The sequence below is a fragment of the Streptomyces sp. NPDC057253 genome, from assembly GCF_042669125.1.
GTDB lineage: Bacteria > Actinomycetota > Actinomycetes > Streptomycetales > Streptomycetaceae > Streptomyces.
Genome location: NZ_JBHUXV010000051.1, coordinates 21,177 through 44,365 on the forward strand (window position 1 = coordinate 21,177; position 23,189 = coordinate 44,365).

Sequence of the window (23,189 nt, forward strand, 5' to 3'; positions counted from 1 at the left end):
CCCCCGAAAGGCGCAAAGGACCCCACACGTCTGGCGTGGCCCCGCCGCGACGGGTCACGCTGGACAGCGGGGGTAGTCCGGGGGGATTGCGATGCGCGAGAAGTGTTCCGCGGGGGTGGTGTGCGTACTGACGGCACTGCTCGCCGCCCTGCTGACGGGATGTACGCAGTCGGCGGCCGGCGGGGAGAACGGCGAGGGGCCCAGTGCCACCGTCCCGCTCTCGCCGTCCGCCACCCGGGCCTCCGGATTCGGCGCGGTGTTCCTCGCGGTCGACGAGTGCAGCTCCTTCGGCAAGTCCAGCTTCACCGAGGTGCCCTGCACCAGTGAGCGGGCCGCGGCCCGGGTCGTGGCCCGGCACGACGGCACCACGGCCGACGGGCCGGCGTGCCCCGCGACCACCGACTTCGTGCTGCACATCAGTGAGCAGAGCCAGATCTCCGACGAGGACGGCGACGGGGCGGTGCCCCAGGGGTACGCCTGTATGCGCAACCTCCAGCCGCCGCATCCCGGTGATCCCGGCGGCGGGGGCGGGCCCCGGACCATCGTCGGGGACTGTGTGTACGGCTCGGGCGACGGACAGGTGCGCGAGACCGCGTGCGACGGCAAGGGCGCGAAGAAGCCGCAGTACCAGGTGGTGAAGGCGGTCGCCGAGCGCGCCCAGTGCCCGCTGTCGACGGCTCTGTACGTCCAGCTCGGCGGCGCCCGTCCGGTGGGCTGCGCCCGGCCGTTGTGAACCCCGGCCGGGCGCAGCGGGCGGATCAGGGACGCAGCGCCGGCTCGCGCGCCACGTTCCGCACGTCCAGCTTCGTGTCGAACTTCGCCAGCGGCTTGGCCTCGGACACGGCCGTGGCGGAGACGCCGGCCCAGTCGAGGATCCGTGCGGTGGCGAAGGCCTTCTGGTCGGCGACCAGACCGGCCACGTTCGCCCCGTGGTTCATGCCGGGCGCGGTGAACACGTACGCGTCCTTGGCCCCCTTGTCGACGCGGAACCGCTCCGCGCCCCACGGGTCGTTCTGGCCGTAGACGTACAGCATGTGCCGGGCGTTGTGCCGCACCCAGTTGTCCACGTCCCGCATCGCGTACGGCTGGAACTTCGTCGGGATGCTGCGCGGCACGAAGGTGCGCGGCGGCTGGTAGCCGTAGCGGATGTACTTCTTCTCGATGTGCGGGAAGCCGATCGTCGGCGCGCCGAGCTGGGTGGCCGCCTGGTAGTAGTACGGCGTGTACGGCTCCAGGCCCTGGTCGGTGTAGAAGGAGAACCCGGAGATCGTGTCGATCGAGGTCCAGATCTGGTCGTCGGTCGCGGTCTTCGCGTTCGGCGGGATCAGCTCGTCGTCACCGCAGTTGGCCAGCAGGTTGTACTGCCAGAAACCCCACACGTAGTCGAGTACGACCGCCTCGTAGGCCTTGTCCAGGCTGCCGACGGTGGTGAAGGTGAAGCCCTCCGCCGCCGCGTACTCGGCGTACTTCTTCTCCAGGGACTCGCGCCGGACCAGGGCCTCGCGCTGCACCGCGTTCAGCCGGTCGCGGCACTCCTTGGTGCCGACCTTCTCGAAGAACCGGTCGTAGGCCGAATCCTCGTTGTTCACCACGTCGTTGGGGGCGACGTAGGCGACGACGCCGTCCATGTCGCGCGGGTAGAAGCGCTCGTAGTAGGTGGCGGTCATGCCGCCCTTGGAGCCGCCGGTGGAGATCCAGTTCTTGGTGTAGATCTTCTTCAGCGCCTTGAAGATGCGGTGCTGGTCGCTGGCGGCCTGCCAGATGTCGAGCTTGGACCAGTCGGCCGGGTCGGGCCTGGAGGGCGTGAAGAAGCGGTACTCCATGGAGACCTGGTTGCCGTCCACGATCTGGGTCGGCTCGCTGCGGCGGGGTGTCGTGGAGACGTTGTAGCCGCCGGTGAAGAAGACCGTCGGCCGGCTGACGTCCTTGTGCAGCACGGTGATCCGCTGCTGGAACGTGCCCTTGGACGGGTGCCGGTGGTCGACCGGCTGGGTGTAGCTGAGGACGAAGTAGCGGTAGCCGGTGTACGGCTTCTCCTCGATGAGGCTCATCCCCGGGACGGAGAGCAGCCTGTCCTTGATGTCGGTCGGCCCGGACTCGGCGGCGGTCGCCGCGCCCGCCGTGCTGACGGTGCCTATGAGCACCACCAGTGTGAGCAGCCATCTGAGCGCTTTGTGCATGCACCCTCCCCTGTGAGTACAGATCTGCGCCGGACGCTAGCGGCGCAAGTCCGGTCCGCACCAGGGGAGATGAGGCCTCGATGGGGAAAACCCTGTGAGAAATCTGTGCGTCAGAGGCGGATCCAGCCGTCGGTGTCGAACTTCCCGCGCCCCACCGCGCCCTTGATCCACACCTTGCGCTGTCCGGCGTGCACCGTGACGGGACCGGCGTGGAACCTGTACTGCCCGGAGTCCTCGACCGGTTGGAGTGCGTACGCGCGCAGGTACACCCTCATGTGCTGCCGCACGCCCGGTCGCTCGGACACGGTGATCGCGCACAGGTAGCCGCGCCGCTTGTACACCTCCACGGTGCCGGTCGAGAACGGGAAGGACCTCACCTTCCGTCCCTCGCACGAGCCGGAAGCGGCCTGCGCCTGCCCCGGCACGGCCATCCCGAGCACCCCGGACACGGTCACGACGGCCAGCCCCACGGCCAGCCGCCGTATCGCTCCACTCTTCACTGCCGTCCCTCCCGCAGCTCTTGGGCGTACAGGTGTACGGACGCACGACATGTGTCGCACGGTTGCACGACCGTCAGCGAACGACCTCGACGGGCTCCCCCACGAACGTCCGCCACAGCTCGGCGTACCGGCCCTCCAGCCCGAGCAACTCGTCGTGGGTGCCGTCCTCGACGACTCGGCCGTGGTCCATGACCACCACTCGGTCGGCTCGGGCCGCTGTGGTGAGGCGGTGGGCGACCACGAGGGTGGTGCGGCGGCCTGCGAGGCGGTCGGTGGCCTGGTTGACCTGGGCCTCGGTGGCCAGGTCGAGGGCTGCCGTGGCCTCGTCGAGGAGGAGGATGTCGGGGTCGACGAGTTCCGCCCGGGCCAGGGCGATCAGCTGGCGCTGGCCCGCCGAGAGGTTGCGGCCCCGCTCGGCGACCTCGTGGAGGTAGCCGCCCTCCAGCGTGGCGATCATCTCGTGGGCGCCGACCGCGCGGGCCGCCGCCTCGACCTCGGCGTCGGTGGCGTCCGGGCGGCCGTAGGCGATGGCGTCCCGGATCGTGCCCTGGAAGAGGTACGCCTCCTGCGGGACCACGCCGAGGCGGTGGCGGTAGGAGGTGAGGTCGAGGGAGCGCAGGTCGGTGCCGTCGACCGTCACCCGGCCGCCCGTCGGGTCGTAGAACCGGGCCACCAGCTTGACCAGCGTGGACTTGCCCGCGCCGGTCTCGCCGACGAACGCGACCGTCTGGCCGGCCGGGATCTTCAAGTCGATCCCGCCCAGCGCCTCTTCGTCGTCGCCGTACGCGAAGTGCACGTTGTCGAAGGCGACTTCGCCCCGCAGCGAGAGCACCTCCAGCGGCTCCTCGGCCGCCTTCGTGGACGTCGGTTCCCGGAGCAGCTCCTGGATGCGGCCGAGGGAGACCGTCGCCTGCTGGTAGCCGTCGAAGACCTGGGAGAGCTGCTGCACCGGGGCGAAGAACAGGTCGATGTAGAGCAGGTAGGCGACCAGCGCGCCGGTCGTCAGGGTCGCCGCGTCCACCCGTCCCGCGCCCGCGATCAGCACGGCCGCCGCGGCGACGGAGGACAGCAGCTGCACGAAGGGGAAGTAGATCGAGATCAGCCACTGACCCCGGGTGCGGGCCCGGCGGTAGCTGTCGCTGCGCTCCGCGAACCGGCGGCCGCCGTCGCCCTCGCGCCGGAACGCCTGCACGATCCTCAGCCCGGACACCGACTCCTGGAGGTCCGCGTTGACCAACGAGACACGCTCACGGGCGAGTTCGTACGCCTTCACGCTCGCCTTGCGGAAGAAGTACGTGGCGACGATCAGCGGCGGCAGCGTCGCGAAGACGACCAGCGCCAGCTGTACGTCGATCACCAGCAGGGCGACCATGATGCCGAAGAAGGTGACGACCGAGACGAACGCGGTGACCAGGCCGGTCTGGAGGAAGGTCGACAGGGCGTCGACGTCCGTCGTCATCCTCGTCATGATCCGGCCCGTCAACTCCCGCTCGTAGTAGTCGAGTCCGAGCCGCTGGAGCTGGGCGAAGATCTTCAGGCGCAGGGAGTACAGGACCCGCTCGCCGGTGCGTCCGGTCATCCGGGTCTCGCCGATCTGCGCGGCCCACTGGACTAGCACCGAGAGCAGGGCGAGCAGCGTCGCCGTCCAGATCGCGGCCGTCGCCATCCGGGTGACGCCGTCGTCGATGCCGTGCCGGATCATCACCGGCAGCAGCAGGCCCATCCCGGCGTCCACCGCGACCAGGCCCAGGCTGACCAGCAGCGGGCGGCCGAAGCCGCGCAGCAGCCGTCGTAGCCCGTACGACTCCTCGGGCGTGACCGCGCGGGCCTCGTCGATGTCCGGGGTGTCGGTCGCCGGGGGCAGCGCCTCGACCTCGGCGAGGAGTTCGGGCGTGGCCGGGGTCCCGGCGAGTGCCGTGTCCTTCGGCTCCCGGTCACCGGTCCACAGCCGGGGCGTCACCCCGCGCTCGGCGTCGAACTCGGCGTCCAGCTCCTCGCGGACGGAGGTGTCCTCCTGGACGGCGACCGGCCGGGCGTGGCCCGGGGAGACCCCGCCGAGGCCGTCGGGGTCGGTGAGGAGGCGGCGGTAGAGGGCGGAGCGCTTCTCCAGCTCCGCGTGGGTGCCCACGTCGGCGAGGCGGCCGTTCTCCAGGACGGCGATGCGGTCGGCGAGGTTCAGGGTGGAGCGGCGGTGCGCGATGAGGAGGGTGGTGCGGCCCTCCATGACCTGCTTGAGCGCCTCGTGGATCTCGTGCTCGACCTGGGCGTCCACGGCGGAGGTGGCGTCGTCGAGGACGAGCAGGCGGGGGTCGGTGAGGATCGCCCGGGCGAGCGCGACCCGCTGGCGCTGGCCTCCGGAGAGGGTCAGGCCGTGCTCGCCGACCTTGGTGTCGTAGCCCTCGGGGAGCTCGGCGATGAAACGGTCCGCCTGGGCGGCGCGGGCGGCCTGCTCGATCTCCTCCTGGGTCGCCTCGGGACGGCCGTACGCGATGTTGTTCCGGACCGTGTCCGAGAACAGGAAGGAGTCCTCGGGGACCAGGCCGATCGCGGCCCGCAGGGAGTCCAGGGTGAGCTCGCGGACGTCGTGGCCGCCGATGAGGACCGCGCCGTGGGTGACGTCGTAGAAGCGCGGGAGCAGGAGGGAGACCGTCGACTTCCCGGAGCCGGAGGAGCCGACGACCGCGAGGGTCTCGCCGGGGCGGATCTCGAAGGACAGGCCGTCGAGGACCTTGCGGCCGTCCTCGTAGCCGAAGGACACGTCGTCGAACTCGACCGTGGCCGGCGCGTCGGCGGGCAGTTCCTTGGCGCCGTCCTTGAGGTACGGCTCGGTGTCGATCAGCTCCAGGACGCGCTCGGTGCCGGCGCGGGCCTGCTGGCCGAAGGTGAGGACCATGGCGAGCATGCGGACCGGGCCGACGAGCTGGGCGAGGTAGGTGGAGAAGGCGACGAAGGTGCCCAGGGTGATGTGGCCGCGGACCGCGAGCCAGCCGCCGAGCGCGAGCATCGCGACCTGGCCGAGGGCGGGGACGGCCTGGAGGGCCGGGGTGTACTTCGAGTTGAAGCGGATCGTGCGCAGCCGGCCCGCGAAGAGGCGGCGGCCGACCTCCCGGAGCTTCCCGGTCTCCTGGTCCTCCTGGCCGAAGCCCTTGACCACGCGGACACCGCTGACGGCGCCGTCGACCACGCCCGCGACGGCGGCCGCCTGGGCCTGGGCGTACCAGGTGGCAGGGTGCAGCCTGGAACGGGAGCGCCTGGCGATCCACCACAGGGCCGGGGCGACCGCCAGGGCGACCAGGGTGAGCGGGATCGACAGCCAGGCCATCACGACCAGGGAGATCACGAAGAGCGCGAAGTTGCCGATCGTCATCGGGAGCATGAAGAGCAGGCCCTGGATCAGCTGGAGGTCGCTGGTGGCCCGGCCCACGACCTGGCCCGTGGACAGCTCGTCCTGGCGGCGGCCGTCGAGGCGGGTGATGGTGCCGAACATCTCCGTGCGGAGGTCGTGCTGGACGTCGAGCGCGAGGCGGCCGCCGTAGTAGCGGCGGATGTAGGTGAGGACGTAGACGAGGACGGCGGCGGCGATCAGGGCGCCGGCCCAGGGGGCCATGTCCCGGGTGTGGTCGCCGATCACGTCGTCGATGATCACCTTGGTGATCAGCGGGACGATCGCCATGACGGCCATGCCGCCGAGGGAGGAGCCGAGGGCGAGTACGACGTCCTTCGGATACCGCCAGGCGTATCCGGCCAGTCGTCGTGCCCATCCCCGTTGCGGATCCACGCGGGTGTCCTCCGTCGCTCAGAAGTCCTGCATCTACAGTCCTGATCTACCGGAAGACACCAACGCGGGCCGAAGCGGATTTCATCCCTCCGCAACAATCCTTCGCAACACAACGGGTCAGACGCGTACGCGCAGGTGGTAGAAGCGGGTCGTCTGTACCGCGTTCTGGTTGTCGTCGCTGACCAGCAGGACCTCCAGACGGCCCTTCGCCCGGCCCGTGACCACCATGCCCTCGATGTTGTCCAGGAGGGGGTTCGGCTGGGGCTGCTTCGCCGTGGCGCCGAGGGTCGGGCAGGTGGCGATGTCCGTGAGCAGGGTCTTCCTGATCAGGCGTACGTCGTCCTGGCCGGTGAGGTTCTCGATGTCCGCCGTGTCCGTGGCGTGGCGGGGGTCGGCCAGATAGAGGCGGACCGTGTTGCCGACGCCCGAGGTGAAGCCGCGTTCCAGAACGAGGAGGCGGCCGTCGGGGAGGGACTGGACCTCGGGGACGCCGAGGAAGGGGGCGTCGGTGCGGTAGGCGTACTGGGCGGAGGGCCTGAAGTGGTTGTCCTTGGTCCGGGTCCAGGTCTGGAAGCGGACGATGCCGGCCGTGTCGCCGGAGAGGGCGTACTCCATGGAGGCGAGCAGGGTGCGGCCGCCGTGGAGGAGGGTCAGGCCCTCGAAGGTCTGGTTGGAGGTGGCGCGGCCCGCCGGGGCGACCTGGAGGGAGGCGGGGACGGGGAGCCGGTCGAGGATGCTGCCGTCCACGCTGTAGCGGCGGATCGACGGCTCGGTCTCGGAGGTGATCAGCCGGGTGCCGTCCCTGTCGATCACCAGCCCCTCGGAGTCCAGCGCGGCGCCCCTCTCGTCGGCGAGCGGGACGACCTTGCTCGGCGCGAGGGTCCTCGCGTCCAGGTCGAAGAGGGCGGAGCGGTCGGAGAGGGCGGCGAGGGAGCCGTCCCGGTCCAGCGCGAGGGCGGAGAAATTGCCGACGAAGGTGCCGTCGTACGTCGTCTTGTCGAGCGCGTCGGAGAAACGGTCGAGGGAGACGGCGGGGGAACAGGCGTGGCTCACCGGTTCCGTCGCGGAGGCGGCGGCGGGCCCTGCCACGGTGAGACAGGCCGCCGCCACCAGGGCCGCGGTACCGGTGGCGAGTACGGTTCTCAGCTGCATGCGCGTCACCGTAGGGCGGGTCGGTGACGCCCGGGAGTCCACGCCATGAAGGACCGGCACCTCCCTAGGGGCGCGGGGCCCTATCCATGTGCGGCTCCGCCGCGTGGGCGCGACCAGTCGCAACGCACCCGCACCCGCACCCGCCCGACGACCCGCCCCGGCACCCCTGTAGGCGCCCCGCACGGGCGCCGCCGTGGGGCGGCACGGACGTGCGGGAGGCCGGCAGGCGTCAGGTCAGCTTGCCGCGAGGTCCTTGTGGATGGTCTTCGCGACGCCCTGGATCGTGGTGATGCCGTAGTTCATGGTGCTGTTGCCGTGGGTGAGGACCGTGATCATGTAGTCGTGGCCGCCGCCCTTGAAGGTGCCGACGCTGTGCACCCGCCAGCCGTGCGTGGAGCGCTGGAGCCAGCCGTTCTTGACGTGCCAGGAGACCCCCGAGGGGCGGCCGTACGGCGTGCCCCAGCGCTGCGACGAGATGACCTGGCCCATCAACTTCAGTATGTAGGCACGGGAGTTGTCGCTCAGGACGGAGTTCTTCGCGGTGACCAGCTTGAGCAGCTTCTGCTCGTCGGTGACGGTGATCTGGGTCAGACCCCAGTAGCCGTTCGCGCCGGGCTTGGTCTGGTTCATCCCGGCCGCGCTCAGGAAGCCCTTGATCTTCGTCAGGCCGAGCTGCCGCCACAGCTTGCTGGTGGCGTCGTTGTCCGACTTGGTGATCATGGCCTTGGCGAGGGTGCTCTCACGGTCGGTCAGATACCGGTTGTGCTTCTTCGCGTCCCACAGCAGCGTGGCGAGGACGGTCACCTTGACCACGCTCGCGGAGTCGTAGGCGGTGGAGGAGCGGAGCGTGCACGTGGTCTTGGTCGTACGGTCGTAGAGGCCGACGGCGATCGTGCCGGAGCGGTTGGAGACGGCGGCCGTGATGTCCCGCTTCAGCTTGTCGGCGAGGCCCGCCCTCGCGGACGTACAGCTGACGGCCGGTGTCGTGGCCGCGGCGGCCGGAGTGGCGGCCGCGACGCAGGCGGCCAGCGCACCGGCCGCGATCCATTTCGTATGTCTGAATATCCCCCGTGTCATGCCCAATTGACTCTCGGGCGGGGGCGAATGGTTGTACGCATGGGGAATCGTTGTACGAGCCGTTACCGCGCCCTATGCGGTTTCACAGGAAAGCGCCAGGTACACCACAGCCCTCACCCACACCGCCTCTGCACCATGCCGGAGTGACATCTGCCACCGATCCCCACCCCCACCCCGAGACCGTGTCCGCCGACTGGCCGCCGCCGGCCCCACCCGCGCCGGCGCCCCCGGACAGGGCCCCGCGCTGGTCGCTGCCCGCGCTGCTCGCGATCCTGGCCCTGACCGGCGTCCTGTACGGCTGGAACCTGAGCGGCAGCAGCCTCAACAGCTTCTACAGCGCGGCGATCTACAGCGGTACGCAGAGCTGGAAGGCCTGGTTCTTCGGGTCGCTCGACGCGGGGAACTTCCTCACCGTCGACAAGCCGCCGTTCGCGCTGATGGTCATGGGGCTGTCCTGCCGGGTGTTCGGCTTCGGCACCTGGCAGATGATGGCGCCCGAGATCGCGGCCGCCCTCGGCACGATCTGGATCCTGCACTCCTCCGTGAAGCGGTACTTCGGGCACGTGGCGGCGACCATCGCCGCGCTCGTCCTCGCCCTCACCCCGATCACCGTCGCGATCAACCGGGACAACAACCCCGACACCATCCTCGTCCTGCTGATGGTCGGCGGCGCGGCCCTCGCGCTGCGCGCGGTGCGCACCGACCGGCTGCTCCCGCTGATCGGCTCCGCCGTCCTGTTCGGGCTCGCCTTCAACACCAAGATGCTCCAGGGCTACATCGCCCTCCCGGCCGTCTTCGCGGTGTACGTGTACGCCTCGAAGCTCGGCTGGAAGAAGAAGGTCCTCAACCTGGCCCTCGCGGCGGTGGCGTTGGCGGTCGCCAGCTTCTGGTGGGCGACGGCGGTCTCGCTCGTCCCGGCCGACGACCGTCCCTACATCGGCGGTTCGACCGACGGCTCCGCCTGGAACCTGATCATGGGCTACAACGGCCTCGGCCGGGTCCTCGGCGGCGAGGGCAACGGCGGCGGAGGCGGCGGAGGCGGCACCTTCGCCGGGACCGCGGGCATCGGCCGGATGTTCAACGACATCCTCGGCGGCCAGATCTCCTGGCTGATCCCCTTCGCCTTCCTCGCGCTCGTCGCGGGCCTGGTGCTGCGCGGCCGCGCCCCGCGCACCGACCCGGCCCGGGCCGCGCTCGTCCTGTGGGGCGGCTGGCTGGTGCTGCACTACCTGACCTTCGCGATGGCCGAGGGCACCATGCACCCGTACTACACGACCGCGCTCGCCCCCGGCATCGCGGCGCTGACCGGCGCGGGCGGCGTGATGCTGTGGCGCGCCTTCCGCAGCGGTGACGCCCGCTGGTCCTGGGTCCTGCCGGCCGGTCTCGCGGTCACCGGCATCTGGGCGATCGTGCTGCTGCGCCGGGCCACCGGCTGGAACACCTGGCTGTGGCCGACGGTCGGGGTCCTCATGGTCCTGGCGATCGCGGGTCTGTTCGTCTTCCGTACGGCGGGCTCGGGGACGCGGCTCCGGCTGCTGGGGGTGTCCGTCGCGGCGGCGGTCGTGGCGGCCCTGGCGGGTCCGACGGCGTACGCGGCCTCACCGGCCTTCTCCGCCACCACCGGCGGCATGGGCGGCACCAACCCGACGGCGGGTCCCTCGACCGGCGGCGGCATGGGCGGCCCCGGGGGCGGTGGCGGCCGGGGCGGCTTCGGCGGCGGGCCGGGCGGTACCCAGCAGGGCGGCCAGGCGAACGGGGAGCTCCCGGGCGCCGGCAACGGCCAGACACAGCCCGGCGGCGGCAACGGTGAGCTGCCGCAGGGCGGTGGCACCGGTGAGCTGCCGCAGGGCGGCGGCACGAACGGCTTCCCGGGCGGCGGCGAGATGCCGGGCGGCGGCACGGCTCCGGGCGGCGACACGGCTCCCGGCGGCGCCGGCGGCATGAGCGGCGGCCCCGGTGGTGGCATGGGCGGCGGCATGGGCGGCAACGTCGACAGCGCGCTGATCTCGTACCTGGAGAAGCACCAGGACGGCGCCAAGTGGCTGCTCGCGGTGTCCAATTCGCAGAGCGCGGGCCAGCTGATCCTCAGCACCCACAAGCCGGTCATCTCCATGTGGGGCTTCACCGGCACCGACCAGGCGATGACCCTGGCCAGGCTCAAGGAACTGGTGAAGAAGGGCGAGCTGCACTACATCCAGCTGGGCGGCGGTGGCATGGGCGGCAACAGCAGCCTGAACCAGGAGATCACCAGCTGGGTGCAGAAGAACGGCACGGCGGTGAAGGCGAGCGACTACAGCACGAGCGGTTCCTCATCGAGCAGCACCTCGACGATCTACCGCCTGGACGCCTCCGACGTCGGCTGACGATCACTCAACGGCCCCCGTCCAGACCGGTCGGGGGCCGTTTCGCGTGTCAACTCGCGTAGACAAGGGGCGATTTGCCGTTTCAGGTCACCGAATGGACACGCGCCATCCATTTACAGAGCCGCATGCACATGTCACGCTCCCATCTGCCGCCTCCGTTCAACCCGCGTAGATGGGACCCCCTTTATGCTGGCGACACACCTCCGCAGCTGGAAGTCGGTGGCGCTCACCACCGCCGCCGTGCTGGTCGGGCTCGCCGCGCCGGTCGTGACCTCGACCCCGGCCGCCGCCACGACGACCGCGTACGACTCGACGTACTACAAGAACGCGATCGGCAAGACGGGGACGAGCCTCAAGTCGTCCCTGCACACGATCATCAGCGCCAACGTCACGAAGATCTCGTACTCCGCCGTCTGGAACGCCCTCAAGGTCACCGACGAGGACCCGAACAACAGCAGCAACGTGCTCCTGCTGTACAGCGGTGTCTCCCGCAGCAAGTCCCTCAACGGCGGTGACGTCGGCGACTGGAACCGTGAGCACACCTGGGCCAAGTCGCACGGCGACTTCGGCGAGGTGGTCGGCCCGGGCACCGACCTGCACCACCTGCGCGCCTGCGACGTCCAGGTCAACAGCACCCGCGGCAACCTCGACTTCGACAACGGCGGCAGTGCCGTCACCAACGGCGGCGGCTCCACCGTCGACTCGGACTCCTTCGCGCCGCGCGCAGCGGACCGGGGTGACGTGGCCCGCATGATCCTCTACATGGCGGTGCGCTACGAGGGCGACGACGGCTTCGCCGACCTGGAGCCCAACGAGAAGGTGGGCAACGGCTCCAACCCGTACATGGGCAAGCTCGCCGTCCTCAAGGCCTGGAACGAGGCGGACCCGCCCAGCGCCTTCGAGGAGAAGCGCAACCAGGTCATCTACGACACCTACCAGCACAACCGCAACCCGTTCATCGACCACCCGGAGTGGGTCGAGGCGATCTGGTAGGAGCGCCGCCCGGCTACAGGTGCGTGGGTGCGAACATCCGCAGCACCGCCGGGAGGACGACCACCGAGGGCCCGGGTGAGGCCAGTGCCTTCGACAGGTCGTCCGACAGGGTCTCAGGGGTCGTACGCACCCCCGGGACGCCGAAGGACTCGGCCAGGGCCACGTAGTCGGGGCGGGACAGTTCCGTCGCCGTGGCCTGGCCGAAGGCGTCGGTCATGTACTCGCGCAGGATGCCGTAGCCGCCGTCGTCGACGATCAGCCAGGTGACGTTCAGGTCGTACTGGCGGGCCGTCGCCAGCTCGGCGATGGAGTACAGGGCGCCGCCGTCCCCCGAGACCGCCAGGACCGGGCGGGAGGGGTCGGCCACCGCCGCGCCCAGCGCCGCCGGGAAGCCGTAGCCGAGGCCGCCGGCGCCCTGCGCGGAGTGCAGGAGGTTCGGACCCTTCGCGTCGAACGCCGACCAGGCCCAGTACGCGAGGATCGTCATGTCCCAGAAGGACGGGGACGAGGCGGGCAGGGCCCTGCGGACCGACGCCAACAGCTCCTGTTCCAGGGTCAGTTCCTGCGCGGCGATCCGCTCCGCGACCCGCGCCAGCACCTCCCGGACCCGCTCCGGCGCCTGGGCGTCCGACCTCGGGGACACCGTCTCCAGCAGCGCCTGCAACGCGAGGCGCGCGTCCGCGTGGATGCCCAGCGCCGGATGGTTGGCCTCCAGCTTGCCGAGGTCCGCCTCGATCTGGATCACCCGGCCGCGCGGCTTGAACGTGTGGTAGTTCGAGGACAGTTCACCCAGCCCCGAGCCCACCACCAGGAGGACGTCCGCGTCCTCCAGGAAGTCCGTGGTGTGCCGGTCCTCGATCCAGGACTGCAAGGACAGGGGGTGGTTCCAGGGGAACGCCCCCTTGCCGCCGGGGGTCGTGACCACGGGCGCCTGGAGCGTCTCCGCCAGCTGCCGCAGCTTGCCCGAGGCGTCGGACCGTACGACTCCCCCGCCCGCGATGATCGCCGGGCGCTCGGCGCGGGAGAGCAAGTCGGCCGCCACTGCCGTGAGTTCGGGGCGCGGGGGCAGTTCCTCGGGGAAGGCGTCGCCGCATGTCACCACCGGGATCGACGTCTTCGCGAGCAGCACGTCCTGCGGGATCTCCACCCACACCGGCCCGTGCGGAGCCGTCAGCGCCGACTTCCAGGCCGCCTCGATCGCGGAGGGGATCTGGGACTGGGTGCGCACGGTGTGGACCGACTTCACCACGCCCCGGAAGGAGGCGGACTGGTCGGGGAGTTCGTGCAGATAGCCGTGCCGGCCGCCGCCGAGGCCCGCGGTCGGGATCTGGCTGCTGATCGCCAGGACGGGGGCGGAGGCCGCGGCCGCCTCCTGGAGCGCGGCCAGGGACGTCAGCGCGCCCGGTCCCGTCGACAGCAGCAGCGGGGCCGCCTCCCCCGTGATCCGGCCGTACGCGTCCGCCGCGAAGCCCGCGTTGTTCTCCACCCGCAGGCCGATGTAGCGCAGGTCGGAGCGGCGCAGCGCGTCGAACATGCCGAGCGCGTGCTGGCCGGGCAGGCCGAAGACGGTGGTCGCGCCCAGCCCGGCCAGGGTCTCCACGACCAGGTCTCCGCCGTTGCGGCCGGGAGGCGGGTTCAGAGCCGCCGAGATCTGCGCCTCGGTCGGACGGAGCACCAGGTCGTGGTCGTGAGTCACTGCGCGCGGGCCTCTGCAATCTGGCGGGACATGATCGTGGTCAGTTCGTAGGCGGTGTGGGAGGCCGCCACCGAGGTGATCTCCGCGTGGTCGTACGCGGGGGCCACCTCGACGACGTCCGCCGACACCAGGTTGCACGATGCCAGACCGCGCAGGATCTCCAGCAGCTCGCGGGAGGTCATGCCGCCCGCCTCGGGGGTGCCGGTGCCGGGGGCGTGCGCCGGGTCCAGGCAGTCGATGTCGATGGAGATGTACAGCGGCCGGTCCCCGATGCGCTGCCGCAGCTGGTCGGCGACCTCGTCGGCCCCGCGGCGGTAGATGTCCGCCGAGGTGACGATGCCGAAGCCCATCTTCTCGTCGTCGGTGAGGTCCTGCTTGCCGTAGAGCGGGCCACGGGTGCCGACGTGGGAGAGGGCGGAGGTGTCGAGGATGCCCTCCTCCACCGCCCGGCGGAACGGCGTCCCGTGGGTGTACTCCGCGCCGAAGTACGTGTCCCAGGTGTCGAGGTGGGCGTCGAAGTGCAGCAGGGCGACCGGGCCGTGCTTCTTCGCGACGGACCTGAGCAGCGGGAGCGCGATGGTGTGGTCGCCGCCGAGGGTCATCAGGCGGGCGCCGGTCCCCAGCAGCTCGTCCGCCGCCGCCTCGACGGTCTCGACGGCCTCGTTGATGTTGAACGGGTTCACGGCGATGTCGCCCCCGTCCGCCACCTGCGCCAGCGCGAACGGGGAGGCGTCCTGCGCCGGGTTGTACGGCCTGAGCAGCCGGGACGCCTCGCGGATCGCGTTGCCGCCGAAGCGGGCGCCCGGCCGGTAGGAGACCCCCGAGTCGAACGGCACCCCGACCACGGCGACGTCGGCCCTGCCGACCTCGTCGAGGCGCGGCAGCCGGGCGAAGGTCGCGGGCCCGGCGTAGCGCGGGATGCGGGAGGAGTCGACGGGGCCGCGGGGGGTCTCGGGTGAGCTCATGGTCGTATGCCTTCCTTCTGTGCTGTGCGTTCGGTCTACCGGGGTGCCGGGACCGGCTCGGGAACCCCGCCGCGCCCGGCGAGTCGCTCGCGCCAGGCCTCCAGTACGGCGGTGTCGGTCGCCGGGGTCGCCAGGGATACGGCGACGTAGACGACCAGGGAGGCCAGCAGGCCGTAGTACACGGGCTCGTTGGCCAGGATGCCGTAGCCCGCCATCAGGCCGATCACGGCGAGACCGCCGACGGCCACGGCGGCGAGGGCGCCCTGGGCGGTGCCGCGCTTCCACAGCAGGCCGCCGAGGATCGGGACGAGGAGGCCGCCGACGAGGAGGTTGTAGGCCACCGTCAGCGCCTCGACGACGTTGTTGAGGGCGATGGCCGTGGCGATGACGGCGATGCCCATGACGAGGATGAAGGCGCGGTTGCCCTGCACCTCGTCGTGTTCGCCCTCGGCGGTCCGTCCCCGCAGCCGCGACCAGATGTCGTTGTTGGCGACGGTCGCGCAGGCGATCAGCGCGCCGGAGGACGTCGACATGACGGCGGCGAGCGCGGCGGCCAGCACCAGGCCCCTGACGCCGACGGGGAGTTCGTCCTTGACGATGGTCGCGAAGGCGTCGTCGGCGTTGGCGAGGTTCGGGTAGAGGACCTTGGCGGCGGTGCCGATGACGGCGCCGGCGAGGGCGTAGGCGAGACAGTAGGTGCCGGCGACCGTGCCGCCCCACTTGGCGGTGGTGTCGCTGCGGGCGGTGAAGACGCGCTGCCAGATGTCCTGACCGATGAGCATGCCGAAGGTGTAGATCAGCACGTAGGTGAAGATCGTCTCGCCGCCGATGCCCAGCGGGTCGAAGTACTCGGTGGGCAGCTTCGCCTTCATCTCGCTGAAGCCGCCGGCCTTGACGACGGCGATGGGCAGGAGAAGGAGCAGCACGCCGATCGTCTTGACGACGAACTGCACCATGTCGGTGAGGGTGATGGACCACATGCCGCCGAGGGTGGAGTAGGCGACGACGATCGAGCCGCCCAGGATGATCGCGAGGGTCCGGTTCATGTCGAAGAGGACGTCGAAGATCGTGGCGTAGGCGATGGTCGAGGTGACCGCGAGCATCAGGGTGTACGCCCACATGACCACGCCGGAGATGATCCCGGCCCGGCCGCCGTAGCGGAGATCGAGCATCTCGGAGACGGTGTAGACCTTGAGGCGGGCGATGCGGGCGGAGAAGAAGACGGACAGGGCCAGCAGGCCGAGGCCGATGGTGAAGACCATCCAGGCGCCGGAGAGGCCGTACTGGTAGCCCAGGCCGACCCCGCCGATGGTGGACGCGCCGCCGAGGACGATCGCCGCCATGGTGCCGGAGTACATCGCGGGGCCGAGGCGGCGCCCCGCGACCAGGAACTCGCTCTTGGACTTGGCGCGGCGCATGCCCCACCAGCCCATGGCCAGCATGCCGGCCAAGTAGACGACGATGACTGTGTAGTCGACGGCCATGGGGCCCTCCTTCTGCCGATCCGTGCCTGCCGGTCTGCGTCGACAGTAGGTGGCCGGAAAGCGACTGCGAAGTGTACGTTTCATCCATTCGAGCCGCACTGGATGGAGGGAACGTCCACCATGTCGGACCCGGCTGTCCCACCCACCCCACCGGTCCCGCTGGCCGCCCTGCTGGCCCGCGAGGACCTGGCGCTGCGGCAGATCGCGGGGCCCTCGGATCCGGCCACGATGATCCACTGGGCCCACACCTCGGAGATGGCGGACCCGTACCCGTATCTGCTGGGCGGTGAGCTGCTGCTGACGGCCGGGGTGCACATTCCGGACGCGGTGGGCTCCGGGACGTACTTCGACGACTACGTGGCGAGGATCGTCGCGGCGGGCGGCGCGGCCCTCGGCTTCGGCCTCGCCCCCGTGCACGACACCGTCCCACGGGCCCTGGTCGCGGCCTGCGACACCTACGAGCTGCCCCTGATCGAGGTCCCGCCCCGGACCACCTTCTCCGGCGTGGCCCGCGCGGTCTGGCAGCTGATGGCCCAGGCCCGGCACGCCGAGCTCCGCCGGGTGACGGAGGCCCAGCAGAGTCTGGCCGCCGCCGCGTCCCGGCCGGACCCGGTACCGTCCGTGCTGCGGCAGCTGGCGCAGCGGGTGGGTGGCCGGGCGGTGCTCTTCGGGCCCGACGGGGCGGAGCTGGCGGCCGCGGGGCGACCGGCCGAGCCGGCCGCCCGGACGGCGCTGGCCGAGCTCGCCCAGGTCGTACGCCCGTCGGGCCCCGGCACGCCGAACTCCGCCACCCACGCCACGGCCGGCACGCACCTCGCCGCCTACGCCCTCGGTGCCGGGCACGGCTTCGTGCTCGGGGTCGCCGCGGCCCGCCGTGAACCCGGGGACCACACCATCGCCTCGGTCGCCGCCGTGCTGCTGTCGTTGCTCACCGGTGAGCATCAGAGCGGGTCGGGGGCGGCGCGGTCGTCCGCCCTGGTGCGGGTGCTGCTGGGGGCGCCGGCCGAGGAGGTGGCCCCGCTCCTGGGCGCCGCGGAGTGGATCGTCGTGCACGCCCGCCCGGACGGCCCCGCCGCGCCCGACCCCGTCGCCGCCTCGGCCCTCGGCGCCGCGCTCGGGTCGCCGCTGATCGACGTGGCGCGGGATGTCGTACGCGTGCTGCTGCCCGCCGAGCGGGAACCGGGCCCGCAGCCGGGGTGGACGCTCGGGGTCAGTGCCGTGGCCGGGCCGGCGCACTGGGCCCGCGCCGACGTCCAGGCGGGCCGGGCGCTGGCCCGCGCCCGGGCGGTCCGCGCCGAGCTGGTCCGGTACGGGTCCCGGCCCGCCCTCGCCGACCTGGTGCCGGAGGCGGACGCCGAGGCGCACGCCCAGGCCCTGCTGGGCCGCCTCGGCGACGCCCCCGCCCTCACCGAGACCCTGCGCGCCTGGCTGTCCCTGCACGGCAGCTGGGACCGTACGGCGGTCGCCCTGGACGTGCACCGCAACACCGTGCGGCAGCGGATCGCGAAGTGCGCGGCGCTGCTGGAGGCGGATCTGGACGACCCGGACGTACGGATGGAGCTGTGGTTCGCGCTGCGGCGACCGTGATCGCGTGACCCGTGTCCCAGCGTGCGGGACGCGCGGCGGTCCCGTGAAGGAGTGCATCAGAATGGGAGACATGCCGATACCCGGGACACCCAGCCGCGCCGAGCTCGTCGACCACCTTGTGAAGACCCGTATCGCGGGCGAGGTCGCCACCCCGCGTGAGAACAACCTCTCCCACTACCGCCAGCTGGCGAACGGCAACCGCCACTACTGGCTCGGTCTCGAGCTCGGCGACCGCTGGAGCGACGAGCAGGACGTGCTCGCGGTGATGGCGGAGCGGGTGGGGGTCAACGACGATCCGGAGTACCGGTACGGCCAGGACACCATCGACCCGGAGCTGACCGTGGGCGGTCTGGAGCGGATGGCGGCCCGGCTGCGCAAGGCGGCGGACGGGCAGCAGCGGGTGCTCCTCGCGACCGGCCACCCCGGCGGGCTGCTCGACGTCCACCACGCCACGGCCGCCGCGCTGCGGTCGGCCGGCTGCGAGATCGTGGTCATCCCGGACGGGTTGCAGACGGACGAGGGGTACGTGATGCAGTTCGCGGACGTGGCGGTCCTGGAGCACGGCGCCACGCTGTGGCACACCCACTCCGGCGAGCCGATGAAGGCCATCCTCACGGCTCTGGAGCGCGAGGGCCGGCCGCTGCCTGACCTGGTCGTCGCCGACCACGGCTGGGCGGGCTACGCGGCCCAGCACGGTGTGGACTCCGTCGGGTACGCCGACTCCAACGACCCGGCGCTCTTCGTGGGCGAGTCGGAGGGCACGGTCCAGGTGACGGTGCCCCTTGACGACCACGTGGTGAGCCCGCGCTACTACGACCCGATGACGGCGTACCTGCTGAGCGAGGCGGGGCTGAAGTAGGGCCGGGTCACCTCGGCAGGGCGGGGCTGTGGCAGCCCCGATCACCTCGGTAGGACGGGGCTGTTGCAGCCCCGATCACCTCGGCGCCCGCACCACGCCCTCCTGGATGACCGAGATCGCCAGCCGGCCGTCCTGGGTGTAGATGCGGGCCTGGCCGAGACCGCGGCCGCCGGAGGCCGACGGGGACTCCTGGTCGTACAGGAGCCACTCGTCGGCGCGGAAGGGGCGGTGGAACCACATCGCGTGGTCCAGCGAGGCTCCTACGACGTCACCGACCGCCCAGCCGCCGCGCCCGTGCGCGAGGAGGATCGAGTCGAGGAGCGTCATGTCGGAGACGTAGGTGGCGAGGACGACGTGCAGGAGGGGGTCGTCGGTCAGCTTGCCGTTGGTGCGGAACCAGACCTGGGAGTGCGGTTCGCGGGGCTCGCCGAACTTCCCGTACGGCGGCTCCTCCACATAACGCAGGTCGATCGCCTCACGCGCCTCCAGGAACCGCTCCACGACCCCCGGGTCCAGGTGGTCGTAGCCGCGCAGCCGGTCGGCCGAGGTGGGCAGGGTCGCCGGGTCGGGGGCGGCCGGCATGGCAGCCTGGTGGTCGAAGCCCTCCTCCTGGCGCTGGAAGGACGCGGAGAGGGCGAAGATCGGCTGGCCGTGCTGGACCGCGAGCACACGGCGGGCGGTGAAGGAGCGGCCGTCGTTCATCCGGTCGACCGTGTAGACGATCGGGGCGCCCGGGTCGCCGGGACGCAGGAAGTACGCGTGCAGGGAGTGGGCGAGCCGGTCCTCGGGGACCGTCCGCCCCGCGGCGACCAGCGCCTGGGCCGCGACCTGCCCGCCGAAGACGCGGGGGACGACGGCGGGGCGGGAGTCGCCGCGGAAGATGTTCTCCTCGATCTGCTCAAGGTCGAGCAGATCGAGGAGATCCTGGAGTGCCTGGCTCATGGAGTCAGTTGTACCGGGCAGTAATTGCGCGCGGCTTACAGGCCCATGTCCTTCGCGATGATCGACTTCATGATCTCGTTGGTGCCGCCGTAGATGCGGTTGACGCGGTTGTCCGCGTACAGGCGGGCGATCGGGTACTCGTTCATGAAGCCGTAGCCGCCGTGCAGCTGGAGGCAGCGGTCGATGACGCGGTGGGCGACCTCGGTGGCGAACAGCTTGGCGCTGGCGGCCTCGGCGGGGGTGAGCTCACCGGCGTCGAGGGCTTCGAGCGCGCGGTCCACCACGGCCTCGGCCGCGTCGACCTCGGCCTGGCAGGCGGCCAGCTCGAACTTGGTGTTCTGGAAGGACGCGACCGGCTTGCCGAAGACGGTGCGCTCCTGGACGTACTGCTTGGCGAACCGGACGGCGGCCTTGGCCTGCGCGTAGGCACCGAAGGCGATGCCCCAGCGCTCGGAGGCGAGGTTGTGGCCGAGGTAGTAGAAGCCCTTGTTCTCCTCGCCCAGGAGGTCCTCGACGGGCACCTTGACGTCGACGAATGCGAGCTCGGCGGTGTCGGAGGTCTTCAGGCCCAGCTTGTCCAGCTTGCGGCCGACCGAGTAGCCCTCGGACTTGGTGTCCACGGCGAACAGGGAGATGCCGAAGCGGCGGTCCTCGGCGGAGGACGGGGAGGTGCGGGCGGCCACGATCACGCGGTCGGCGTGCACACCGCCGGTGATGAAGGTCTTGGCGCCGTTGAGGACGTAGTGCGTGCCGTCCTCGGAGAGCTTGGCGGTGGTCTTCATGCCCGCGAGGTCGGAGCCGGTGCCCGGCTCGGTCATCGCGAGAGCCCACATCTCCTCGGCGGAGACGAACTTCGGCAGGAAGCGCTTCTTCTGCTCGTCGGTGGCGAGCATCTTGATGTACGGCAGACCCAGCAGGACGTGCACTCCGGAGCCGCCGAACTGGACACCCGCGCGCGAGGTCTCCTCGTACATCACGGCCTCGAACTTGTACGAGTCGATGCCGGCGCCGCCGTACTCCTCGTCCACGCGGATGCCGAAGATGCCGAGCTCGGCGAGCTTGTAGTAGAAGTCGCGCGGCGCCTGGCCGGCCGCGAACCACTCGTCGTAGACGGGGACGACCTCGGCCTCGATGAAGGCGCGCAGGGTCTCCCGGAACGCCTCGTGGTCCTCGTTGAACACAGTACGGCGCACCGCCGCCACCTCCACCTGACTGAAAGAGTGCATGTCTAAGCGCTTGCTCAGATCAACCGTACCGGCGGGTAGGGAAGGGCGTCCAGAGGTGATCCCGTAACGCTCGTCACGCCGCCGCGGCCGCGAAGGCGCCCCGCGCCATCCGGTGCAGCAAGGCGGCCGTGGCCGCGCGTCCCGGCAGGGAACCCGGGCGGCCCAGGTGCGGGGTGGAGTTCAGGAGGCCGAAGACGGAGTGCACGGCCGAGCGGGCCGCCGGCTCCAGGAGGCCGGGGTAGACCTCGCGCAGGACCTCCACCCACAGCTCGACGTACTGCCGCTGGAGCTGGCGGACCAGCTTGCGGTCGCTGTCGCGCAGGCGGTCCAGCTCGCGGTCGTGCAGGGTGATGAGGGGGCGGTCGTCGAGGGCGAAGTCGATGTGGCCCTCGATCAGGGAGTCGAGCAGCGCCTCGGGGTCGCCGCCGCCGGACTCGGCGACCCGCCTCTTGCCGCCGGTCAGGAGCTGGCCGCTGATGCCCACCAGCAGCTCCGCGAGCATCGCGTCCTTGCCCGCGAAGTGGCGGTAGAGGCCGGGGCCGCTGATGCCGACCGCGGCGCCTATCTCGTCCACGCCCACGCCGTGGAACCCACGCTCGGCGAAGAGCCGCGCGGCCTCCTTGAGGATCTGCTCGCGGCGGGTGGGGGCGTCGGTTCTGGTGGCCATGGAGGCAATTCTAGACAGGGAGGTTAGCGGTCGTTAACCTGAAGGAAATGGTTAACGCTCATTAACAGGCGATCACTGGGTGAGGGGACCGCGGGACATGGATCAGGCACCCGAGCTGACGAGCGCGGCGGACCCCGCGTCGGCGGCCTGGAAGGCCAACGAGGAGGCCCACCGGGCCCTCGTGGACGAGCTGCGCGACAAGCTCGCCGCTGCCCGGCTGGGCGGCGGGGAGCGGGCGCGCGAGCGGCACACCGCGCGCGGGAAGCTGTTGCCGAGGGACCGGGTGGACACCCTGCTCGACCCCGGCTCGCCCTTCCTGGAGCTGGCTCCGCTCGCCGCCGACGGGATGTACGAAGGACAGGCCCCGGCGGCCGGGGTCATCGCCGGGATCGGGCGGGTGAGCGGGCGCGAGTGCGTGGTCGTCGCCAATGACGCCACCGTCAAGGGCGGCACGTACTACCCGATGACGGTGAAGAAGCACCTGCGCGCCCAGGAGGTCGCCCTCGACAACCGGCTGCCCTGCATCTACCTGGTGGACTCCGGCGGCGCCTTCCTGCCCATGCAGGACGAGGTCTTCCCGGACCGCGAGCACTTCGGGCGGATCTTCTACAACCAGGCCCGGATGTCCGGCGCGGGCATCCCGCAGATCGCGGCGGTCCTCGGGTCCTGCACGGCGGGGGGCGCGTACGTCCCCGCCATGAGCGACGAGGCCGTGATCGTCCGCAACCAGGGCACGATCTTCCTCGGCGGCCCCCCGCTGGTGAAGGCCGCCACCGGTGAGGTCGTCACCGCGGAGGAGCTCGGCGGCGGCGAGGTGCACGCACGCGTGTCGGGCGTCACCGACCACCTCGCCGAGGACGACGCCCACGCGCTGAGGATCGTGCGGAACATCGCCGCCACGCTGCCCGCGCGCGGGCCGCTGCCCTGGTCCGTCGAGCCCGCGGTGGAGCCCAAGGTCGACCCCTACGGCCTCTACGGCGCGGTGCCGGTGGACTCCCGCACCCCCTACGACGTCCGCGAGATCATCGCGCGCATCACCGACGGCTCCCGGTTCGCCGAGTTCAAGGCCGAGTTCGGGCAGACCCTCGTCACCGGCTTCGCCCGGATCCAGGGGCACCCGGTCGGGATCATCGGCAACAACGGCATCCTGTTCTCCGAGTCCGCCCAGAAGGGCGCCCACTTCATCGAGCTGTGCGACCAGCGCGGCATCCCGCTGCTCTTCCTCCAGAACATCTCGGGCTTCATGGTCGGCAAGGACTACGAGGCGGGCGGCATCGCCAAGCACGGCGCCAAGATGGTCACCGCGGTCGCCTGCACACGCGTGCCCAAGCTGACCGTGGTGGTGGGCGGTTCCTACGGCGCGGGCAACTACTCCATGTGCGGCCGGGCCTACTCCCCCCGCTTCCTGTGGATGTGGCCCAACGCCAAGATCTCCGTCATGGGCGGCGAACAGGCCGCCTCCGTCCTCGCGACCGTCAAGCGGGACCAGCTGGAGTCCCGCGGGGAGGCCTGGCCCACCGAGGACGAGGAGACCTTCAAGGACCCGATCCGCGCCCAGTACGAGCGCCAGGGCAACGCCTACTACGCGACCGCCCGCCTCTGGGACGACGGGGTCATCGACCCGCTCGACACCCGTCAGGTGCTCGGACTTGCCCTGACCGCATGCGCCAACGCGCCGCTGGGCGACCCCCAGTTCGGCGTCTTCCGGATGTGAGGACCC

17 protein-coding genes are annotated in these 23,189 nt (G+C 71.1%); 6 read left to right on the plus strand and 11 right to left on the minus strand.

Annotated features, from left to right (window positions below):
- Positions 1-91 precede the first annotated feature (91 nt).
- Positions 92-733 (plus strand): hypothetical protein, encoded by a 642-nt coding sequence (locus tag ACFULQ_RS26150; protein ID WP_383547851.1) that lies wholly within the window; start codon positions 92-94, stop codon positions 731-733.
- A gap of 25 nt (positions 734-758) precedes the next feature.
- On the opposite strand, the gene ACFULQ_RS26155 is transcribed toward ACFULQ_RS26150, so the two are convergent.
- The 5 genes from ACFULQ_RS26155 to ACFULQ_RS26175 form a co-directional block, all read right to left on the minus strand.
- A complete protein-coding gene (locus ACFULQ_RS26155; protein ID WP_383547854.1) occupies positions 759-2,180 on the minus strand; it encodes a S28 family serine protease in 1,422 nt (473 codons plus the stop codon).
- 110 nt (positions 2,181-2,290) lie between these two features.
- The gene (locus tag ACFULQ_RS26160) at positions 2,291-2,680 is read right to left on the minus strand and encodes a hypothetical protein (protein WP_383547857.1); all 390 of its coding nucleotides are present in this window, start codon (positions 2,678-2,680) and stop codon (positions 2,291-2,293) included.
- A 73-nt stretch (positions 2,681-2,753) separates the two neighbouring features.
- Positions 2,754-6,458, minus strand: coding sequence for an ABC transporter ATP-binding protein (locus ACFULQ_RS26165; protein ID WP_383547860.1), 3,705 nt, complete (start codon positions 6,456-6,458; stop codon positions 2,754-2,756).
- 117 nt (positions 6,459-6,575) lie between these two features.
- Positions 6,576-7,610, minus strand: coding sequence for an esterase-like activity of phytase family protein (locus ACFULQ_RS26170; RefSeq protein ID WP_383547862.1), 1,035 nt, complete (start codon positions 7,608-7,610; stop codon positions 6,576-6,578).
- 234 nt (positions 7,611-7,844) lie between these two features.
- Positions 7,845-8,687 (minus strand): serine hydrolase, encoded by an 843-nt coding sequence (locus ACFULQ_RS26175; protein WP_383547865.1) that lies wholly within the window; start codon positions 8,685-8,687, stop codon positions 7,845-7,847.
- A gap of 143 nt (positions 8,688-8,830) precedes the next feature.
- On the opposite strand from ACFULQ_RS26175, the gene ACFULQ_RS26180 reads away from it, so the two are divergent.
- Positions 8,831-11,050, plus strand: a complete 2,220-nt coding sequence (locus ACFULQ_RS26180; protein WP_383547867.1) for a glycosyltransferase family 39 protein — start codon at positions 8,831-8,833, stop codon at positions 11,048-11,050.
- A 186-nt stretch (positions 11,051-11,236) separates the two neighbouring features.
- Positions 11,237-12,043: an endonuclease I family protein gene (locus tag ACFULQ_RS26185; protein WP_383547869.1), complete on the plus strand. Its 807-nt coding sequence runs from the start codon at positions 11,237-11,239 to the stop codon at positions 12,041-12,043.
- Positions 12,044-12,056: 13 nt separating this feature from the next.
- Here the strand turns inward: ACFULQ_RS26185 and ACFULQ_RS26190 are convergent, their stop codons facing one another.
- Genes ACFULQ_RS26190 through ACFULQ_RS26200 form a run of 3 tightly spaced genes read right to left on the minus strand, consistent with a single transcriptional unit; the run spans position 12,057 to position 16,188 of the window.
- Complete coding sequence (locus ACFULQ_RS26190) at positions 12,057-13,739, minus strand: thiamine pyrophosphate-binding protein (RefSeq protein WP_383547872.1); 1,683 nt, start codon at positions 13,737-13,739, stop codon at positions 12,057-12,059.
- Entirely contained in the window at positions 13,736-14,704 is a 969-nt protein-coding gene (speB, locus tag ACFULQ_RS26195) for an agmatinase (protein WP_383547874.1), read from the minus strand. The genes ACFULQ_RS26190 and speB overlap by 4 nt, the downstream gene beginning before the upstream one ends.
- 35 nt (positions 14,705-14,739) lie before the next feature.
- Complete coding sequence (locus tag ACFULQ_RS26200) at positions 14,740-16,188, minus strand: sodium:solute symporter (RefSeq protein WP_383547877.1); 1,449 nt, start codon at positions 16,186-16,188, stop codon at positions 14,740-14,742.
- Positions 16,189-16,308: 120 nt separating this feature from the next.
- Between ACFULQ_RS26200 and ACFULQ_RS26205 the strand changes: the two genes are divergently transcribed.
- Together ACFULQ_RS26205 and ACFULQ_RS26210 are read left to right on the plus strand one after the other, a co-directional pair.
- The gene (locus ACFULQ_RS26205; RefSeq protein WP_383547880.1) at positions 16,309-17,775 is read left to right on the plus strand and encodes a PucR family transcriptional regulator ligand-binding domain-containing protein; all 1,467 of its coding nucleotides are present in this window, start codon (positions 16,309-16,311) and stop codon (positions 17,773-17,775) included.
- 70 nt (positions 17,776-17,845) lie between these two features.
- On the plus strand, positions 17,846-18,634 hold the full coding sequence (locus ACFULQ_RS26210; protein WP_383547882.1) for a phosphatase: 789 nt from the start codon (positions 17,846-17,848) through the stop codon (positions 18,632-18,634).
- A 75-nt stretch (positions 18,635-18,709) separates the two neighbouring features.
- Here the strand turns inward: ACFULQ_RS26210 and ACFULQ_RS26215 are convergent, their stop codons facing one another.
- From ACFULQ_RS26215 to ACFULQ_RS26225, 3 genes are all read right to left on the minus strand, one after another.
- Positions 18,710-19,576 (minus strand): acyl-CoA thioesterase, encoded by an 867-nt coding sequence (locus ACFULQ_RS26215; RefSeq protein ID WP_383547885.1) that lies wholly within the window; start codon positions 19,574-19,576, stop codon positions 18,710-18,712.
- A gap of 35 nt (positions 19,577-19,611) precedes the next feature.
- On the minus strand, positions 19,612-20,769 hold the full coding sequence (locus tag ACFULQ_RS26220) for an acyl-CoA dehydrogenase family protein (protein ID WP_381331733.1): 1,158 nt from the start codon (positions 20,767-20,769) through the stop codon (positions 19,612-19,614).
- Positions 20,770-20,875: 106 nt separating this feature from the next.
- The gene (locus ACFULQ_RS26225) at positions 20,876-21,469 is read right to left on the minus strand and encodes a TetR/AcrR family transcriptional regulator (protein ID WP_383547888.1); all 594 of its coding nucleotides are present in this window, start codon (positions 21,467-21,469) and stop codon (positions 20,876-20,878) included.
- 97 nt (positions 21,470-21,566) lie between these two features.
- Between ACFULQ_RS26225 and ACFULQ_RS26230 the strand changes: the two genes are divergently transcribed.
- Positions 21,567-23,183 carry a carboxyl transferase domain-containing protein gene (locus tag ACFULQ_RS26230; RefSeq protein WP_383547890.1) on the plus strand — a complete coding sequence of 539 codons (1,617 nt, stop codon included), beginning with the start codon at positions 21,567-21,569 and terminating at the stop codon, positions 23,181-23,183.
- Positions 23,184-23,189: the final 6 nt, after the last annotated feature.

Bases quoted from the DNA above. Each gene is read 5' to 3' on its own strand.
- ACFULQ_RS26150 (WP_383547851.1), top strand. From the start codon at position 92: ATGCGCGAGAAGTGTTCCGCGGGGGTGGTGTGCGTACTGACGGCACTG.
- ACFULQ_RS26175 (WP_383547865.1), bottom strand. From the start codon at position 8,687: ATGACACGGGGGATATTCAGACATACGAAATGGATCGCGGCCGGTGCG.
- ACFULQ_RS26205 (WP_383547880.1), top strand. From the start codon at position 16,309: ATGTCGGACCCGGCTGTCCCACCCACCCCACCGGTCCCGCTGGCCGCC.
- ACFULQ_RS26170 (WP_383547862.1), bottom strand. From the start codon at position 7,610: ATGCAGCTGAGAACCGTACTCGCCACCGGTACCGCGGCCCTGGTGGCG.
- ACFULQ_RS26155 (WP_383547854.1), bottom strand. From the start codon at position 2,180: ATGCACAAAGCGCTCAGATGGCTGCTCACACTGGTGGTGCTCATAGGC.
- ACFULQ_RS26185 (WP_383547869.1), top strand. From the start codon at position 11,237: ATGCTGGCGACACACCTCCGCAGCTGGAAGTCGGTGGCGCTCACCACC.
- speB (WP_383547874.1), bottom strand. From the start codon at position 14,704: ATGAGCTCACCCGAGACCCCCCGCGGCCCCGTCGACTCCTCCCGCATC.
- ACFULQ_RS26215 (WP_383547885.1), bottom strand. From the start codon at position 19,576: ATGAGCCAGGCACTCCAGGATCTCCTCGATCTGCTCGACCTTGAGCAG.
- ACFULQ_RS26225 (WP_383547888.1), bottom strand. From the start codon at position 21,469: ATGGCCACCAGAACCGACGCCCCCACCCGCCGCGAGCAGATCCTCAAG.
- ACFULQ_RS26210 (WP_383547882.1), top strand. From the start codon at position 17,846: ATGCCGATACCCGGGACACCCAGCCGCGCCGAGCTCGTCGACCACCTT.
- ACFULQ_RS26200 (WP_383547877.1), bottom strand. From the start codon at position 16,188: ATGGCCGTCGACTACACAGTCATCGTCGTCTACTTGGCCGGCATGCTG.
- ACFULQ_RS26230 (WP_383547890.1), top strand. From the start codon at position 21,567: ATGGATCAGGCACCCGAGCTGACGAGCGCGGCGGACCCCGCGTCGGCG.